General features: G+C 57.2%; 14 protein-coding genes. 5 read left to right on the top strand and 9 right to left on the bottom strand.

The annotated features are described in order from the left end of the window. Positions 1 to 76: 76 nt before the first annotated feature. From pelA to HUW35_RS08335, 3 genes are all read left to right on the top strand, one after another. Positions 77 to 1,345 carry a pectate lyase gene (gene pelA, locus HUW35_RS08325; RefSeq protein ID WP_181255113.1) on the top strand — a complete coding sequence of 423 codons (1,269 nt, stop codon included), beginning with the start codon at positions 77 to 79 and terminating at the stop codon, positions 1,343 to 1,345. 132 nt (positions 1,346 to 1,477) lie between these two features. Then, the gene (locus HUW35_RS08330) at positions 1,478 to 1,963 is read left to right on the top strand and encodes a hypothetical protein (protein ID WP_181255114.1); all 486 of its coding nucleotides are present in this window, start codon (positions 1,478 to 1,480) and stop codon (positions 1,961 to 1,963) included. Between the two features lie 41 nt (positions 1,964 to 2,004). Next, the gene (locus tag HUW35_RS08335; RefSeq protein WP_255463558.1) at positions 2,005 to 2,493 is read left to right on the top strand and encodes an NYN domain-containing protein; all 489 of its coding nucleotides are present in this window, start codon (positions 2,005 to 2,007) and stop codon (positions 2,491 to 2,493) included. 45 nt (positions 2,494 to 2,538) lie between these two features. On the opposite strand, the gene HUW35_RS08340 is transcribed toward HUW35_RS08335, so the two are convergent. The 6 genes from HUW35_RS08340 to HUW35_RS08365 form a co-directional block, all read right to left on the bottom strand. After that, positions 2,539 to 3,096, bottom strand: coding sequence for an NADPH-dependent FMN reductase (locus HUW35_RS08340; protein WP_181255115.1), 558 nt, complete (start codon positions 3,094 to 3,096; stop codon positions 2,539 to 2,541). 99 nt (positions 3,097 to 3,195) lie between these two features. Continuing rightward, complete coding sequence (locus HUW35_RS08345) at positions 3,196 to 5,040, bottom strand: IlvD/Edd family dehydratase (RefSeq protein WP_181255116.1); 1,845 nt, start codon at positions 5,038 to 5,040, stop codon at positions 3,196 to 3,198. A gap of 552 nt (positions 5,041 to 5,592) precedes the next feature. Then, positions 5,593 to 7,029, bottom strand: a complete 1,437-nt coding sequence (locus HUW35_RS08350) for an aldehyde dehydrogenase family protein (protein ID WP_181255117.1) — start codon at positions 7,027 to 7,029, stop codon at positions 5,593 to 5,595. A 68-nt stretch (positions 7,030 to 7,097) separates the two neighbouring features. Beyond that, complete coding sequence (locus HUW35_RS08355) at positions 7,098 to 8,291, bottom strand: fumarylacetoacetate hydrolase family protein (protein ID WP_181255118.1); 1,194 nt, start codon at positions 8,289 to 8,291, stop codon at positions 7,098 to 7,100. A 42-nt stretch (positions 8,292 to 8,333) separates the two neighbouring features. Continuing rightward, positions 8,334 to 9,335 (bottom strand): SMP-30/gluconolactonase/LRE family protein, encoded by a 1,002-nt coding sequence (locus HUW35_RS08360; RefSeq protein WP_181255119.1) that lies wholly within the window; start codon positions 9,333 to 9,335, stop codon positions 8,334 to 8,336. A 187-nt stretch (positions 9,336 to 9,522) separates the two neighbouring features. Next, a complete protein-coding gene (locus tag HUW35_RS08365; RefSeq protein ID WP_181255120.1) occupies positions 9,523 to 10,542 on the bottom strand; it encodes a LacI family DNA-binding transcriptional regulator in 1,020 nt (339 codons plus the stop codon). Positions 10,543 to 10,886: 344 nt separating this feature from the next. On the opposite strand from HUW35_RS08365, the gene HUW35_RS08370 reads away from it, so the two are divergent. Next, positions 10,887 to 11,654 (top strand): SDR family NAD(P)-dependent oxidoreductase, encoded by a 768-nt coding sequence (locus HUW35_RS08370; protein WP_181255121.1) that lies wholly within the window; start codon positions 10,887 to 10,889, stop codon positions 11,652 to 11,654. A 553-nt stretch (positions 11,655 to 12,207) separates the two neighbouring features. Continuing rightward, positions 12,208 to 13,176 (top strand): Gfo/Idh/MocA family protein, encoded by a 969-nt coding sequence (locus HUW35_RS08375; protein ID WP_181255122.1) that lies wholly within the window; start codon positions 12,208 to 12,210, stop codon positions 13,174 to 13,176. A gap of 72 nt (positions 13,177 to 13,248) precedes the next feature. On the opposite strand, the gene xylA is transcribed toward HUW35_RS08375, so the two are convergent. The 3 genes from xylA to tal are packed head-to-tail and all read right to left on the bottom strand — an operon-like array spanning position 13,249 to position 17,092. Beyond that, positions 13,249 to 14,583, bottom strand: a complete 1,335-nt coding sequence (gene xylA / locus HUW35_RS08380; protein ID WP_181255123.1) for a xylose isomerase — start codon at positions 14,581 to 14,583, stop codon at positions 13,249 to 13,251. Between the two features lie 35 nt (positions 14,584 to 14,618). Continuing rightward, positions 14,619 to 16,112: a xylulokinase gene (gene xylB, locus HUW35_RS08385; protein ID WP_181255124.1), complete on the bottom strand. Its 1,494-nt coding sequence runs from the start codon at positions 16,110 to 16,112 to the stop codon at positions 14,619 to 14,621. Continuing rightward, positions 16,109 to 17,092: a transaldolase gene (gene tal / locus HUW35_RS08390; protein WP_181255125.1), complete on the bottom strand. Its 984-nt coding sequence runs from the start codon at positions 17,090 to 17,092 to the stop codon at positions 16,109 to 16,111. Before tal ends, xylB begins: the two co-directional genes overlap by 4 nt. Positions 17,093 to 17,221: the final 129 nt, after the last annotated feature.

The raw sequence follows: 17,221 nt of genomic DNA on the forward strand, positions 1-17,221 counted from the left end.
GATGGTGCGCTCGAAAAAGCAGATGCCCGAGCTTACTGCCGGGCGGCGAAGTTCCTTCAGCCTTACAGGTATAGTTATGTTCAATATGAAATGGATGCCGTTTGCCGCAGCAACACTTTCTGTTCTGCTCACCGCATGTGGGGGCGGCGGTGGCGATGGTGGCAGTTCCTCCAGCTCTTCCAGCTCCTCGAGTTCCAGCTCGTCCAGCAGCTCGTCCAGTTCTTCCGGCGGTAGCTCCAGCTCATCGAGCAGTTCCTCCTCGTCCGGTGGTTCCAGCTCTTCTTCCTCTTCCGGTGGCTCGGACGCAGTCATCCTGCCGCAAACCGGCAACCCGATCTACGGTGAACTGGATAACTACAAGTCCTGGCTGGGTAGCAGCCTCGTCGCGGACCAGACCCGCGCGGACAATATGATCACCTGGCAGATGGATCACGGTGGGTTCTACAAAAATGATGAATCCACCTACGAGGCGCCGTGGAATGGCAGCAGCGACCGTTCCGGTTGGACCGGGGAAGGTGGTGTGGAACTGGGCACCATCGACAACGATGCCACCGTGACCGAATTGATGTTCCTGGCTGACGTCTACCAGCGCAGTGGAGATTCCAAGTACCGTGACGCCGCCCGTGATGCGCTCGAGTTTCTGCTCACCATGCAATACGAAAGTGGTGGCTGGCCGCAGGTCTACCCCAAGCGTACCGGTACTACTTACTCCAATCATGTCACCTTCAATGACGGCGCTATGGCGCGAGTCTTGATCCTGCTGGATCACGCCACGCGTCTGGAAGCGCCGCTGGATGGTGACCTGTTTACCGATGAACAGCGCACCCGCATGGAGGCTGCCATCGGTAAAGGCGTGGAATTTATTCTGAAGGCGCAGATTGTGCAGGCGGATGCAAAAACCGTATGGTGTGCCCAGCACGATCCGGTCACCTATGAGCCCCGCGGTGCGCGCAGCTACGAGCTGGAATCCAAGAGCGGCAAAGAGTCCATGCTGGTAACTGCTTTCCTGATGTCCCAGCCGCAGACAGAAGAAGTAGAAGCCTCGGTACGCGCTGCACTTGCCTGGTACCGTAGCCCCGCAGTACAGGTTGCCGATACCGCTTATGTGAAGCGCGCAAGCAGCAGTGATGACGACACCTACAACCCGATCCAGAGTAAACCGGGAAGTACCATGTGGTACCGTTTCTACAACCTGGGCGACGATACCGGCTTCTTTGCCGATCGTTCCGGTATCAAGCAGTACGACATCATGGCGATTGATGCGGAGCGCCGCTATGGCTACGAGTGGGGCGGTAATTACGGCAGCAAGCTGATTAGCTACGCGGACAGTGTCGGATACTACTGATATGTGGCGGTGAGCCTGAACGTAGATACTCCTGCGTGCAGGTCGTGAATCAGAAAATGCCGGGCCGTGTCGCCCGGCATTTTTTTGCAGAAATAGAAAATAAAGCTGTGTTAAATCACGGAGAACAGAATTATGAAAAAACTCATCCTGCTTGCTGTCACTATTATTACGGCGTCGACTGCATATGCAGAGCACTGCCCCATGTTGGGGTGTGAAGGACGCACTGGATACGTTTATATCCCCGAACAGGTTGCCTATGGTTACCAGGGAAAGGCGAGCGTAACCTTCAATGGTGAGGAATACAGGTTGGTCGGCAAAGAAAAGTTTCCATTTGTCGAGGAGGGGCTGCCGGATGTCAATTCCGTGGTAACGGTTGGTGATGGCGGTATAAGTTTTTATCGAAACCAGGATGTTCCGAAGATCATCAAGTCCCTTAAGGTACATGAAGATATCAAGTACGATGCCAGCGCTAAGGCTGCCGAAGTGACCCCTTTCACCCAGCCAAGTTTTCAAATGTTCGCGGGTGCCAAGGTGAAAATCCTTGGCTACAAACAGTTTGGTATCCCTGGTATTCGGGATAAGCTATTTGTACATATCCTGTATCTTGCCGATAAATAGACCCTGAGACTGTTACTGCGTCATCTGGGTGCCCGAGAATTTTGGAGAACTGTATTAAAAAAATACTGATTTTAGTCGACGTCCAGAACGTCTATTACACGACAAGACAGGCGTTCAGCCGAAACTTCGATTACAACGCATTCTGGGCCCAGGCCACATCGGGCAGAGATGTGGTGAAAGCGATCGCCTATGCCGTGGATCGCGGTGACCAGAAACAGCAGGCCTTCCAGAAGATCTTGCGCGCAATCGGCTTCGAGGTGAAATTGAAGCCATTTATTCAGCGCGCGGATGGATCAGCCAAGGGAGACTGGGATGTGGGCATCACCATTGATGCGCTGGAGGAGTCCGCGGATGTCGATGTCGTGGTTCTGGTGTCCGGGGATGGAGACTTCTCGATCCTGGTGGACAAGCTGCGCACCGCCAAAGGAAAGCGGGTAGAGATTTACGGGGTGCAGGCCCTGACGGCGAAATCGCTGATGGATGCTGCCAATCAATTTATACCTATTGAAGGGGAGTTGCTACTGGGGTAATGAGCGTCGGAAGTTTCCAGCGCGGAGACCGCTTAAAACTTTCGCTCATGCCAACCGCTTTGCCCACTTATCCAGAGCTGTCAGCAGATCCCCGATAAATTTTCTGGTGTCCTCATCAGTGAGCTTGCCGCTGTCATCAAATTTCTTGTGGGCAAAGCTGATCATTACTTCCGGTTTATTCACAAAGTGGGCGTTCAGGTAAATCAGTATCCGGCGCAGATCGTACTGCGCCCGCGCACCGCCGAAGGCGCTCATACTGGCGCTCATCACCGCCACCGGTTTATCCGCGAATGGCTGGGGATCCACCCGCGACAGCCAGTCGATGGCATTTTTCAGCACCCCGGAGACCGAGTAGTTGTACTCCGGGGTAGAGAACAGGATGGCATCGGCGTCCAGCACCTGCTGCTGCAGGGTTTCCACTGCTTCCGGTACGCTCTGGTCACGCAGGTCCTGGTCGTACAGCGGGATGGCGGACAGGTCTGCGAAAGTGAATTCAGCGCTGTCGCCGGCAATCTCTGCCGCGGTTTCCAGCGCGGCACTGTTGAACGAGCTCTTACGCAGACTGCCGGATATGGCGAGAATCTTTAACGGGCTGGATGCCATGGCTGCTTTCCCCGGGCGTTAACTAGATGAGCCCAAAAGATAGCAGCCGTTTGCCGAGTGTGGTTTCCGGTTCGTCCAAATAGTGCGAATCCGTGCGCATCAGTGAGAATGTCGCCCCACGGGATGCGTATCCAGAATTCGCACGTATTCCTCTTCTGTCTCCATGACGGCACCGGTATCCAGCTGGCTGACCGTGTTGCGATAGATTTCCTGCCACGGCGTCTGGTTGCGCAATAGGGGTTGTTGCAATTGTGCGCGTCGAGCAGCGAGTTCTTCGGCATTTAGCTTCACATCTACCCGGTGTCCGTCCAGGTCTACCTCGATCATGTCACCGGTGGCGAGCAGGGCGATACCGCCACCGGCGGCAGCCTCCGGGGAGATATGCAGGATGGAGGGACTGCCGGAAGTGCCGCTCTGGCGACCGTCGCCCAGAGTGGGCAGGCAGCTGATACCGGCCTTGACCAGTCGCTTGGGCGGCAGCATGTTCACTACTTCAGCAGAGCCCGGGTAACCCACCGGGCCCACATTGCGTACCACCAGAATGCAGTGCTCGTCGATATCCAGTGCGGGGTCGTCGATACGCGCGCGGTAGTCTTCCGGACCCTCGAATACGATGGCGCGGGCGGTGAAGCAGTTGGGACGTTTGGGATCCTGCAGATACTTGCTGCGGAAGTCGTCGTTGATGACGGATTTTTTCATCAACGCCGAGTCGAAAAAATTGCTGCGCATGATCGCGAAACCGGCTTTTTCCATCAGCGGGGTTTCCGTGGGGAAAATCACATCGCGATTGCGTACCGAAAAGTTTGCGCAATTGTGCTCGAGGCTGTGCCCGGTGACCGTCTTCTGGCTGCCGTCAATCAGGCCGTCTTCGATGAGCTGCTTGAGAAGAGCGGGCACTCCGCCAGCGCGGTAGAACTCTTCTCCCAGATACTTTCCTGCCGGCATGCAGTTCACCAGCAGCGGAATGTCTTCGCCGTACCGCTGCCAGTCGTCCATGGTCAGCTCCACGCCTTTAAGGCCCCGGGCCAGTGCCAGCAGGTGCACCACCGCATTGGTCGATCCACCTAGGGCGCTGCAGGCGATCACCGCATTGAGGAATGACTGACGGGTAAGGATGCCCGAAGGTTTCAGATTCTCGAACGCCATTTCCACAATGCGCCGCCCGGTGTGGTACCCCATTTGCGCCCGTTCCTTGTAGGGGGCGGGAATCGCGGCGCAGCCCGGTAGCGACATGCCGAGCACCTCTGCCAGCGCGTTCATGGATAGCGCGGTTCCCATGGTATTGCAGTGGCCGACGCTGGGCACGGATTCCGCCGAGGCATCCATAAAGCCGGCGTAATCCAGTTCGCCCTTGGCCAGGCGTTCCCGGTTCTGCCAGATGGCGGTACCCGAGCCGACGCGCTCCTCGCGCTCGGTTTCTTCGGTATCGCCCTCACAACTGACCGGCCGCCAGCCGTTCAGCATGGGCCCGCCGGAATAGACAATGGCGGGGATATCCAGTTGCAGTGCGGCCATCAGGGTCGCCGGTGTGGTCTTGTCGCAGCCGGTCGTCAATACCACCGCATCGATCGGGTAGCCGTGCAGGATCTCGATCAAGCCCATGGTTGCGAGATTGCGGTCCAGCGCGGCAGTAGGACGGCGCCCCTGTTCGAAAATCGGGTGTACCGGGAACTCCATGGGGATACCGCCGGCGTCGCGGATACCGTCTTTGACCCGCTGTGCCAGATCCTTGTGATGCCGATTACAGGGCGTGAGATCGCTGCCGGTCTGGGCGATGCCGATGATCGGCTTGCCGGACTGCAATTCCTCGCGGGTCAGGCCGAAGTTGAAATAGCGCTCCAGATACAGGGCGGTGTGGTCCGCATGGGCCTTGTCGTCGAACCAGCGGGCGCTGCGCAATGGGGATGAAGGTTTTCCAGCAGGTTTGTTTTTAGAATCAGTCATGGTCAAAGCCGCGTTGGTTATCGTTATCTTGAATCGCACCGCCTTACAGTCGGTCACTGTGTTGGCGAGAGTGTCAGTTTGCTGCCGACGCCAGGCGGCAGGTGCAGTTATGCATTCCAGTTATGAAGCGGATGGGTTTATGTGAAACTGGTTTAAAGAAAACGTAATTATTATGTGACGGATCAGCATCGGAAAAAATCCCCGCCGTAGCGGGGCTAAAGTCCAACCATTCCGATCAAAACGATCGGGGGAGAGTCAAAACTTTCTGTCGCTGCCAGCTCCTGCTACTGTCGGGCAACAGGGCCGCGGACTCGTGGTATCAGTTATTACCCAGCACAAAACAGCGTTCCAGCTCTTTCGGGTATCGGAGTCCCAAGTTTGCGCGACTTCGACCGGTCTTAGTGCTCGATTCCGCCTTGCTCGGCTCGGACTCATGTTGCACTGCGAGCACGGAAGTTTTTGCGGGTGTCGGGGATTTAACCGGTAGCTGCGTATTCATCTTGGTGACCTCTACTGCGTTATACGCGCGATTCCCTGCGTGACCTGAAGTGCTCAGGCCGATGTGTATGCTGTTTTAACTGTAGTGTAAAACTCGCGGGCGTAGCTGCCCTGTTCGCGCGCACCGTAGCTCGATCCTTTGCGACCGCCAAATGGAACGTGATAGTCGACACCAGCGGTGGGCACATTCACCATCACCATGCCCGCCTGTGCATGGCGCTTGAAATGGGTGGCGTGCTTGAGCGACTGGGTAACAATCCCGGCGGAGAGCCCAAATTCCGTATCGTTGGCCAGCTCAAGCGCGTGTTCGTAATCGCGCGCCTTGATGACGCTGGCGACCGGTCCGAACACCTCTTCCCGATTGATCCGCATTTCGGGGGTTGTATCGATAATCAGTGCGGGCTGCTGGAAGAAGCCATCGGTCTCCAGTTGCAGCTGTTCACCACCGAAAACCAGATTGCCGCCTTCTTCCTTTGCTATTTCCACATACTTCAGGTTTTGCTGCAGTTGACGTTCGTCCACCACCGGACCAATGTGTGTTTCCGGGTTGAGCGGGTTGCCAACCTTGAGTGACTTCAAACGCTCCAGTACGGCTTCCACAAAACGGTCGTGAATGCCTTCGGTGACGATCAGTCGGCTGGAGGCAGTACAGCGCTGGCCAGTAGAGAAGTAGGCGCCGTTGACCGCGCATTCCACGGCGGTATCCAGGTCGGCATCGTCGAGGACCACCAGCGGGTTTTTACCGCCCATCTCCAGCTGCACCTTGGCCATACGGCCGACCGCCGCTGCAGCGATATTGCGACCGGTGTTTACCGAGCCGGTGAAACTGATACCGTCCACGCGCTTGTCATTGACGATGGTGTCGCCCACCACACGGCCCGGGCCCATCACGAGGTTGAAGACGCCTGCGGGCACACCGGCTTCGACAATGATCTCGGCCAGTGCGTGGGCGGAACCGGGTACCAGTTCCGCGGGTTTGAACACCACGCAGTTGCCGTAGGCGAGGGCCGGTGCAATTTTCCAGGCGGGAATCGCGATGGGAAAATTCCATGGAGTGATCATACCGATGACACCCAGGGCTTCGCGGGTGACACTCGCCTCCAGGCCCGGACGTACGGATGGCTGGATATCACCGCGCAGCTGCAGAACTTCCCCGGAGAAATACTTGAAGATCTGGCCCGCGCGGCCCACTTCGCCGATGGCTTCGGGCAGGGACTTGCCTTCTTCGCGGGCGAGCAGCTCTCCCAGCTCCTGCTTGCGGTCGAGGATTTTCTGGCCGATGCGATCGAGCAGTTCGCTGCGCTGTTGGATGCCAGCCTGTGACCAGGCGGGGAATGCCGCATGTGCGGCGGCAATGGCGGAGCGGGTCTGTTCAGCGTCCGCGGTCGCATACTCGCCGACGATGTCGCTGGTGTCGGCGGGATTGATATTGCGCGTGGTGTCGCTGCCTTCAACCCACTCTCCGGCGATGTAATTGCGTTTGATGGACATGAGTTACTCCTAAATTGAATTGTTTGGTTCGCGACGGCTTTGCGCGCGCAACTCGCATCTCGGGAATGTCAGAGCAGTCCGCGCTGGCTCAGGTTTTTCATCAGCGCGGAGATTCCGAACTCCCATTGCGGTGCTTTATCGGTATGCGTCACGGTATTCATCAGTGCGCCCAACTTGGGGGTGGCGATGGTCACGGTATCGCCGAGCTTGTGGGTAAAACCCTGGCCTTCGTGGTCGCGATCCTGCGTGGGGGCAAACAGGGTGCCGGTAAACAGCGCAATACCATCTGGGTACTGGTGATTTCGGTTGAAGGTCTGGCCGACCAGGTCCAGCACGTCGCGACTGATGGCGGTCATGGGACTGACTTCATTCAACTCGAACCCATCGGTGCCGCGGATATTGAGGGAGACGTCCGCCTTGCGGACATCGTCGATAGAAAATGTCTGGTCGAACAGTCGCACCAGCGGGCCGATGGCACAGGAGGCGTTGTTATCTTTGGCTTTGCCGAGCAGCAGGGCGCTGCGGCCTTCGATATCCCGCAGGTTTACATCGTTGCCCAGAGTGGCCCCGACGACTTCCGCCCGGTTGTTAACCAGCAGAACGATTTCCGGCTCCGGGTTATTCCATTCAGAAAAGGGCAGCACGCCCACCTGCTGACCGCTACCCACTGCGGAAAGGACCTGAGATTTGGTGAAGACCTCGGCGTATGGGCCGATGCCTACTTCCAGATATTGAGACCAGAGCCCTTCTTTCTGCAGGACTTCTTTCAGTGCCTCCGCGTCCCTGGAGCCGGGTTTGATATCCGCGATGTCACCTTCGATTTTTGCGGAAAGCTGGGCGCGTATATCGGCGGCGCGGGCGCTGTCGCCGCCGGCCCGCTCCTCAATGATGCGCTCGAGCATGCTGCACATAAAGGTCACGCCACACGCTTTTATTGCCTGCAGGTCTACAGGTGCCAACAGGTGGGGTAATTCGCTGTTGCGGCTCTCGGAGTGACTGTTATGCAGCAGGTCTTCCACGCTGCATAAATAGCGAACCTTGCCCGGGTCCAGGCGGGAGCGGTCAAAGCCGCTATTGATAAGTTCCGCAACCGTGGGGGCGATGGCGCTCAGGTCGAATACTCCGTCCTCCGCTACCAGTATTGGGCTGGGCCCGGCAATCTTGTTCTGGCTGCGGGCAGCAGGAATCCAGGCGCGACCGATCAGGGTGCCGGATGTCCCGTCTGCGGGCAAAAAGTCTTTTGCGTAGAGTGGTTTGTTCATGGTTATTTGTTCTTTCCGTAAGGGGCAATAATTTCGTGATACTCAGCCGGCAAAGATTCCGGGTTCCAGGCCGCGCACTTTTGGCTCGAAGCGGAACAGGCCTCCGGCGAGAGGCTGATTTTTCAGTTGCTCTGCATTGAGGCCCTTGCGTGCGGTGGTGATGTACAGTGTTTCCATCTTGTCGCCGGCGAAAGTGCAGCTGGTGACGTTGGAAACCGGTAAATCGATGCGCCCAACAATATTGCCCTTGGGAGATATTCGCGTGATGCCCCAGCCAAAGAAGTGGCATACCCACAGACAACCTTCCTGATCGACGGTCATGCCATCGGGGAAGCCGCTGCTATCCTCAAACTTGAAAAACTGGCGCTTGTTGCCGATGCGCCCATCTTCGGCCAGGTCAAATGCGTAAATGGTTCTGGCAAGTGTGTCGGTGTGATACAGAGTGCGGCCGTCCGGGCTGAATGTAGGCCCGTTGGTGATGACGTATTGGTCATCCATTTTCTGCCACGCGCAGTCACCATCAAGCCGGTAAAGCGCACCGCTGGGTTTACTTTCCGCGTCATCCATACTGCCGGCCCAGAAACGTCCTTTGCTGTCGACCTTGCCGTCATTGAAGCGATTACCTGGGCGTTCTGGTTCCGGGGTACCAAGCACTTTGATATGTACGGTTTCTTCCAGTTGCGGTATTTCCAGCAGTGCGAAACCATGGCGCAGGGTGGCAATGAAACCGCCATTTCTGCGCGGTGCCAGCGCTGTGACCTGCTCCGGAATATGCCAGCTTCGCCGCTGGTCTGTGACAGTACACAAGCGGTGTAACAGGAACTCTTTGATATCGACCCAGTAGATGGCCTGCTCTCGTGCAACCCAGCAGGGGCCCTCGCCGAGCGTGGCCTTGGCATCCCAGACACAATGCACTCTGTCGGCAGAATTATTTGGGTGCACATCATTTCGCGCAGAGCCTTGGGTAACTTTGCGCTCGGCTTTTATCTTGTTGTCATCGCCTGCGTCACTTGACGGGGGTTGACCGGTGTTGATTTCACTCATGCTCGCTGGGCCCTTTGGGGGCATTTTTATTTTCGGGAAGTTGCCCTTGGGCAGTTACCGTTTCAGCGTAATGTAAACGTTTACATTTTGCAACGGGGTATGTGCGGGATTTTTCTGTGGGCGAGCCGGGGGAAATTTGAGGATTCGAGGGGGCGACGCTTTGTAAGCAGCGCCGCCGTATCGGCCTTCAGCGTGGCGCGTTGGCAGTGGACTTCCTGACGATCAGTTTGTGCGGAACGATTTCCGCTTCACTGTCCCCATCGCTTCCTTCGATGGCCTGGCACAGGCGTCGCATGGTGCGTTCGCCAATCTCTTCCGCCGGCTGGGCAATGGTGGTCAGTGGTGGATCCATGATTTCGGCATAGCGGATATCGTCGAATCCGATCACTGAAATATCCTCGGGAACCTTCAGTCCGGCATTTTTGATTTCGTGTATCGCGCCGAGGGCCATTTCGTCGTTGGCACAGAAGATGGCGGTGGGGCGCTCTTTGTGCGAGAGAAGCCGGCGGGTTGCGCGGCGCGCGCCCTCAAGGGTCTGCTCTCCCTCGACCACCCAGCCGCTTGCCACGGACAGCTTGGCTTTGCGCATGGCCTTGCGGTATCCCTTCTCCCGGTCGTGCGTCAGCAGCGAGTTGCGTTTGCCCGCAATAAAGCCGATGCGCTGGTGGCCCAGTTGAATCAGGTAGTGGGTGCCATCCGCAGCGGCAGCCACGTTATCTACTCGCACACTGGGGAACTGATTGAGTTCAGCGGTCACACTTTCCAGTCCCAGGACAATAGGTGGGTGCGCTTTATTGCTGGCCTTGGGTTTACCGGTGGGTTCCTCAAAGGGGGAAATACTGGCAAGTAGCAGAATCCCGTCTGCCTGTTTGGAGAAGACCATATCGGTATATTCGTCGAATTCGTGTGAATTCGACTGGGTGTCGCGGATCAGAATACTGTAGCCCTGTTCATCCGCGACCCGCCAGATACCGCGCATGACATTTTCCAGAAAGGGATCGCCAACGGTGGGCAGCACCACCACGATCAGGCTGGTGCGGCCGCGGCGGAAGTTGCGGGCCAGGGTGTTCGGAGCATAACCGGTTTCATCAATCGCCGACTGCACCTTGAGGCGGGTGCGCTCTTTTACCTGCTCGGGGTTGTTGAGGTAGCGGGAAACGGTGGCGGTGGAAACACCGGCGAGCTGGGCGACTTTTTTGATGGACACCGGGATACCTGTTGTTGGTTTTATCTGTAGCGGGCCGCTTTTGCCTGAATTTGGGGCTGAACGGGGCGGAATAAACGGGCTTCCCCCGCCGCGGCAACGCACGGATGTTAACGTTTGCACCGCCAAATTGGTATCTGTTGCGGATTCGCAAAATGATGGTGTAGCGCTTCACCGAGAAGGCCCCTGATTTCCGCGGCGCTTGCACGCATAAATGTAAACGTTTACATTTGCACCTGTGTGGCGGGGCAGAAGCCCGCGATTAATCAACACATCGACCTGAAGCAATCGGGATGCACGCCGATCGCCGCGCGGCGGTGGTACGGGTGAACGTGGAAAGCAGAATAATGAAGAGTGACAAGAAGTTGGCAGTGGTCACCGGGGGAACCGCGGGGATTGGGCGCGAAATCGCTTTACAGTTGGCGGCTGAGGGCTGGGATCTTGCAGTGAATAATCTGCGTGAGGATGCGCAGGCCACGACTCTGATAGAAGAGTGTGAAGAATTGGGGCGTGAATGCTTTTTTGTACCCTGCGATGTCGGTGATAAAGCCGCGGTCGACGAATTTTATCGGGGCGTCCAGCTGCGTTTTGGAACCGCACCGGATCTCATTGTAAATAATGCCGGGGTGCAGACCTGGGCGCCGTTACTGGAGTTGCAGGAGAGCGACTGGGACAAGGTCATACGCACAAATCTGAAAGGCGCCTTCCTGAATATTCAGCTGGGTGCACGACTGATGGTCGAGCACAAAGTAAAGGGGTGTATTGTGAATATTGGAAGCGGCTGTAACAAGCTGGCATTCCCCAATCTGGTTGACTATGCCGCATCCAAGGGGGGCGTCGAGATGCTGACCAAGTCCGCTGCGATTGAATTGGGAGAGTTTGGTATTCGCGTGAACTGTGTGGCGCCAGGGGGAATCCTGATTGATAGAACCCGGGACGAGGCACCGGACTACGAAAAGGTCTGGGGGGCCATTGCCCCTATGGGGCGGGTGGGTTTGCCCTCCGATATCGCCAATGCGGTGACTTACTTTGCTGATGCCCGTGCGTCTTTTGTCACAGGTCAAACCTTGTGGGTGGACGGCGGTGTTTTTTCAAAGGCAAACTGGCCTTACTGAACAGCGCAATCTCGGATTTGAATTTTTTGAGCGATTTGGCGGATTTTTTCGCAGTAAATTAGTCATCCGGATACGGTTTATTCCAGTCAGCTGGAGAGCGCTATTTAAGCGCTTGGGATTTCTTTGCATGATGCTATTGAATACTATATTATTGTAAACGTTTACATATTGGCGCGGCGTAATCGTCGCCAGTCACTGCGAACAGGCTGCGCTAGATGTCCGAAACTTCCGGTAATTTACCGAAGTTGAGCGAGTCAGATTTATTCTCAGGATGGTGTTTCGTCGATTGCGGTATCCGGGCTAGCCCGGATACCGTTTTTTTTTGGCGGTTACTGGCTGGTTCATGAAGTGCCTGCTGACGTAGCAGCCACACGGCAGGTGCCGGAGTGTGGCGGTCCTGCGGTCGTGAACAGCGAAGCGAATCCCGTGATCTATTACCTTCAATACACAATGGTGTTGGCCCGCTACGGCAATCTTGTATCACTGAAAGGACCACAGAGCCAAGCGCCATAGCGCCGGCTTTTTGAATGGTCGCCGGCAACATGAGCTCACAATGAACAAAGTTAGATGGGGCATTATTGGTGCGGGGCGCATCGCACATTCATTCGCCAGAGATATGCAATATGCGGAAAACGCTGAGCTGGTCGCTGTGGGAGCACGCAATGGTGATTCAGCTGCTGAATTTGCCCGGCAATATGCGATAGAAAAATCGTTCACCGGTTATCAGGCATTAATGCTCTGCGAAGATGTGGATGCGGTGTATATCGCCACTCCGCATAACTTTCACTGCGCGCAAACCATTGATGCGCTTAACGCGGGCAAGGCTGTGTTGTGTGAGAAGCCCCTGGTGATCAGTGCGGTGGAGTGTACGGAGGTCACCGCATTGTCTCGGGACAAGGGCGTGTATTTGGTGGAAGGGATGTGGACCTGGTTTTTGCCCGCTATCCAGCAGGCTAAACAGTGGGTAGACGAGGGCCGCATCGGGAGAGTTCGCCATATCAAAGCCGACTTCGGCTACCCGATTCCCTTCTCCAATAGTGGGCGTGAATACGACATTCGGCTGGCAGGTGGATGTCTGTTAGATATGGGTATCTATCCCATCGCAATTGCCCAGTATTTTCTGGGTCGCGAGCCTGATGAGCTCTCGGTGCATTCACATCTCGCACCGAATGGTGTGGAGGATGATGTGGTGATCGTGGCGGACTATGGCCGGGATGCCATAGCGACGCTGGCGACCTCTTTCCGCTGTAAGCTGCAGAATTGGGCCTATATTATCGGCGAAGAGGGTTACATCGCGATTCCGGATTTTTGGCGCGCTGACCGGTGCAGTCTTTACCAGCTGGATGAGTGCATAGACAGTTTCTCTGACGGCCGTAAAGGATTAGGTTTTGAATATGAAATTTCTGCGGTCAGCGCGGATATTCTCGCCGGAAAGAAGCAGTCCGACGTCGTGACACCGGAAGTGTCTATGGCGTTCCAGCGAGTGATGGAAAGAGTAAAAAGTCAGTTTTCCCAAAGATAAAAAAGGCCCGCAAATGCGGGCCTGAAGCGAGAGTCATCTGACGTTGAGGTGACATCAATCAGAGCATACTGCTTAGATGTACTGATTGATCAGGTTCTCATACAGCTCCTGCTTGCCGCTGGTCGGGCGCGGTTCGCCGTTTTCAGCGGCCAGGTTGCGCAGGTCTGCCAGGTTCAGTTTACCTTCGGTAAACGCCTTGCCGTTGCCCTCGCTGAAGCTGGCGTAACGCTGTTCTTTCCAGCTCCGGTACGGGGACTCGGTGAGAATTTTGTGGGCCACTTCCAGGCCGCGGGCGAAGGTGTCCATGCCGCCGATATGGCCGAGGAAGATGTCTTCCATATCGATGGACTCGCGGCGTACCTTGGCGTCGAAGTTGAGGCCGCCATTTTTGAAGCCGCCGTTTTCCAGAATCACCATCATGCCGTGTACGGCGTCATAGATATCGGTGGGGAACTGATCGGTATCCCAGCCGTTCTGGTAATCGCCGCGGTTGGCATCCACAGAGCCCAGCAGGCCGGCGTCGGCGCACATCTGCAGTTCGTGGGCAAAGGTGTGGCCGGCCAGGGTGGCGTGGTTGGCTTCGATGTTCAGTTTGAAATCCTTGTCCAGGCCGTAGTGACGCAGGAAGCCGATCACGGTCTGGGCGTCGAAGTCGTACTGGTGCTTGGTGGGTTCCATGGGCTTCGGCTCGATCAGGAAGTCGCCCTTGAAGCCGATGGAGCGGCCGTAGTCCCGCGCCATGGTCAGGAAGCGCGCGAGGTTTTCCTGCTCGAGTTTGGTGTTGGCGTTCTGCAGGCAGATATAGCCTTCGCGGCCGCCCCAGAATACGTAGTTTTCACCACCGAGTGCGACGGTCGCGTCCAGTGCGGCTTTCACCTGGCTGGCTGCGCGCGCGACCACGCTGAAATCCGGGTTGGTGGCGGCGCCGTTCATGTAACGCGGGTGGGAGAACATGTTGGCGGTGCCCCACAGCAGCTTCATGCCGGATGCTTTCTGGCGCTCGGCGGCCAGCTCTACCATCTTCGCCAGGTTGCTTTCGGTTTCCGCGACGGTGTTACCTTCCGGAGACATATCCACATCGTGGAAGCAGTAGTAGGGTACGCCCAGTTTGGTGGCAAATTCGAAGACTGCGTCCATGCGCTGTTGCGCGGCGGCCATTGCATTGGGAGCGTCGTCCCAGGCAAATACCTGGGTATCGCGGCCAAACGGATCGGCGCCCTTGCTGCAGAAGGTGTGCCAGTAACACACCGCAAAGCGCAGGTGCTCTTCCATGGTCTTGCCGCCGATGATCTTGTTGGCATCGTAGTATTTGAACGCCAGCGGGTTATCGGATTCGCGACCTTCAAATTTGATCTGGCCGATCTCGGGGAAGAATTCTTTGTCGCCGACAAATAGGTTTCTGCTCATGTTTCTCTCCAGAGTGATTCTGTGTTGCTCACAACTTATTGAATATCCGGGTACTGCTGGCTGAGCAGATCCAGGAAATTGCGATAGTGGGTTTGGTAAGTGGTTACGGCTTCGGGATGTGGTGCGCACCCGAGGGACTTGTCCAGTGCCAGGTGTTCATCAATCAGGGCCGGCAGGTCCTGCCCCTTCTCGCCACAGGCCCACAGGGCCTGCATTGCTGCGCCGAAGGCCGCGCCTTCCTGTTGCGCGGGGATTTCCACCGGCAGGTTGAAAATATCTGCCACCATCTGGCGCCAGTGCGGACTTTTGGCTCCGCCCCCGGTGAGACGGATAGCGCTGAACTGCTGCCCGGCGCGATTGAAGGCATCCAGCCCGCGGCGCAGTGTGTAGGTGGCGCCTTCCATGGCCGCGCGATACAGGTTCGCCGGCGTGGTATTGCCATCGGTCATACCGTGCAGGCTGGCGCGGGCGTGGGGCAGGTTGGGAATGCGTTCTCCGTTGTAGAACGGCAGGTTAACGAGACCGCCGGCGCCGGCTGAGGATGCTTCCAGAAGCTGCTCGCACTCGGCGATGGACTTGCCCAGTGATTTGCGTGTGATCTCCGTGGCCACGGTGCAGTTCATGGTGCACAGCAGTGGCAGCCAGCCGCCGGATGAGGAGCAGAACGCCGCCAGGTCGCCCTCGGGGTCGATCGCCGGTTTGTCACTGTGGGCAAACACCGTGCCCGAGGTGCCAAGACTGAGGGTCAGCACGCCCGACTTAATGGAGCCAGTGCCGAATGCGGCCATCATGTTATCGCCGCCACCGGTGGATACCCTGACACCCGCGGGCAGGCCGAATACCTGTCGTGCCGCTTCGCCCAGTGGCACCGTAGCGTGTGCTTCCAGCAGAGGCGGCAACAATGGCAGGAGGTCACGTTCGGGGTCGATGGCCGCGAGCATGTCGCGGTCGTATTCCCGGCGCAGGACATTCAGGTAGCCAGTGCCGGAGGCATCGCCGTACTCGGTGAAGATCTTGCCGGTGAGGGTGAAGTTCAGGAAGTCGTGCGGGAGCAGGATATGCGCAAGTTCCGCATAGGCTTCCGGCTTGTTTTTCTTCAGCCACAGAATCTTGGGGGCGGTGTAGCCGGGCATGATCGGATTGCCGACGGCGTCGATACAGCGATCAACACCACCAAAACGCGCGGTAATTTCCTCGCACTCGGCGATGGTGCTGGTATCGCACCAGAGCTTTACCGGTGCGATCACCTCGCCCGCTTTATTCAGCGGTACAAAGCCATGTTGCTGGCCGGAAACGCCGATACCGCGCACCCGCGCCTTGATCTCTGCGGGCAGCTCTGCCATGCAGTGACGCAGCGCATCCAGCCACCATTCGGCGATCTGTTCGCGAGTGCCGTCGTCGCGGCTGATCAGCTCCAGCGGTGCGGCAGTGACATACAGGATTTCTTTCTGCGTGGCGTCATAGGCCAGCAGTTTCAGGCTCTGGGTACCGGCGTCGATCCCCAGGAATACATTTTTTTCGCCGCTCATTGCGCAATCTCCGCGGCGGTTTCACTCTGCGCAGCGCGGGCTTTCAGCTGGTCTTCCAGGGCGACCTGGTCCACCACAAACTTGCGGATACCTTCGCCCAGTTTTTCGTGGGCCATCGCATTGTCGTTGTGCTGGAAACGGAACTCACCTTCGCTAATTGCCACGGCAGTCTTGCCCGAGGCGGAGTCAGCGCTCAGGGCGCGGGGCAGGTCGCCTCCGTCTGCAGCGAGTTCCGCCAGCAGGTTGGGGCTGATAGTGAGGCTGTCGCAACCGGCCAGCGCCTCGATCTGCCCGGTATTGCGGAAGCTCGCGCCCATCACCGTGGTCTGGTAACCGTGTTCCTTGTAGAACTGGTAGATGCGCCGTACCGACTGCACGCCGGGGTCTTCTTCCTTGGTGAAGCTCGTGGCATCGGTGTTTTGCAGGTACCAGTCGAGAATGCGGCCTACAAATGGTGAGATCAGGGTGACGCCGGCGTCGGCACAGGCGCGGGCCTGGGCGAAGCTGAATAGCAGCGTCAGGTTACAGTGAATACCCTCGCGCTCGAGGATCTCTGCGGCCTTGATGCCCTCCCAGGTGGAGGCAATCTTGATCAGTACCCGCTCTGGCGCCACATCCATCTGTGCATACAGATCCATCAGGCGACGGGCGCGCTCCAGCGTGGCGCTGGTATCGAAGGAAAGCCGGGCATCCACCTCGGTGGAAATGCGGCCGGGAACGATCTGCAGGATTTCATTGCCGATCTTGGCGGCGATGCGGTCGACACAAAGTCCGGTCTGCTCGCTGCTGCTACCGCCCTGGGTCGCAGCCCAGGCAATGGCATCATCGATCAGTGGCTGGTATTCCGCCTGCTGCGCGGCTTTCAGCAACAGAGAGGGGTTGGTGGTGGCATCCAGCGGGGTGAACTGGCGAATGGCGTTGATATCGCCGGTGTCCGCCACTACCGCGGTCATTTCACGGAGCTGACTGAGCTTGTTCATGGTTGTTATTGCTATCCCATCGATCGCTTTGTCGCGGCGACTGCGTGCACGACAAATGTAAACGTTTTCATTTTTGCTTAGTCTGCCTCAGCAAAGCAGCAAATACCAGAGGCGCAGGCTCCAGTTTTT

Origin of the sequence: Microbulbifer sp. YPW1, assembly GCF_013367775.1 — a bacterium.
GTDB lineage: Bacteria > Pseudomonadota > Gammaproteobacteria > Pseudomonadales > Cellvibrionaceae > Microbulbifer.

Bases quoted from the DNA above. Each gene is read 5' to 3' on its own strand.
- HUW35_RS08370 (WP_181255121.1), top strand. From the start codon at position 10,887: ATGAAGAGTGACAAGAAGTTGGCAGTGGTCACCGGGGGAACCGCGGGG.
- xylA (WP_181255123.1), bottom strand. From the start codon at position 14,583: ATGAGCAGAAACCTATTTGTCGGCGACAAAGAATTCTTCCCCGAGATC.
- HUW35_RS08355 (WP_181255118.1), bottom strand. From the start codon at position 8,291: ATGAACAAACCACTCTACGCAAAAGACTTTTTGCCCGCAGACGGGACA.
- HUW35_RS08375 (WP_181255122.1), top strand. From the start codon at position 12,208: ATGAACAAAGTTAGATGGGGCATTATTGGTGCGGGGCGCATCGCACAT.
- tal (WP_181255125.1), bottom strand. From the start codon at position 17,092: ATGAACAAGCTCAGTCAGCTCCGTGAAATGACCGCGGTAGTGGCGGAC.
- HUW35_RS08350 (WP_181255117.1), bottom strand. From the start codon at position 7,029: ATGTCCATCAAACGCAATTACATCGCCGGAGAGTGGGTTGAAGGCAGC.
- HUW35_RS08345 (WP_181255116.1), bottom strand. From the start codon at position 5,040: ATGACTGATTCTAAAAACAAACCTGCTGGAAAACCTTCATCCCCATTG.
- HUW35_RS08360 (WP_181255119.1), bottom strand. From the start codon at position 9,335: ATGAGTGAAATCAACACCGGTCAACCCCCGTCAAGTGACGCAGGCGAT.
- HUW35_RS08330 (WP_181255114.1), top strand. From the start codon at position 1,478: ATGAAAAAACTCATCCTGCTTGCTGTCACTATTATTACGGCGTCGACT.
- xylB (WP_181255124.1), bottom strand. From the start codon at position 16,112: ATGAGCGGCGAAAAAAATGTATTCCTGGGGATCGACGCCGGTACCCAG.
- pelA (WP_181255113.1), top strand. From the start codon at position 77: ATGTTCAATATGAAATGGATGCCGTTTGCCGCAGCAACACTTTCTGTT.
- HUW35_RS08340 (WP_181255115.1), bottom strand. From the start codon at position 3,096: ATGGCATCCAGCCCGTTAAAGATTCTCGCCATATCCGGCAGTCTGCGT.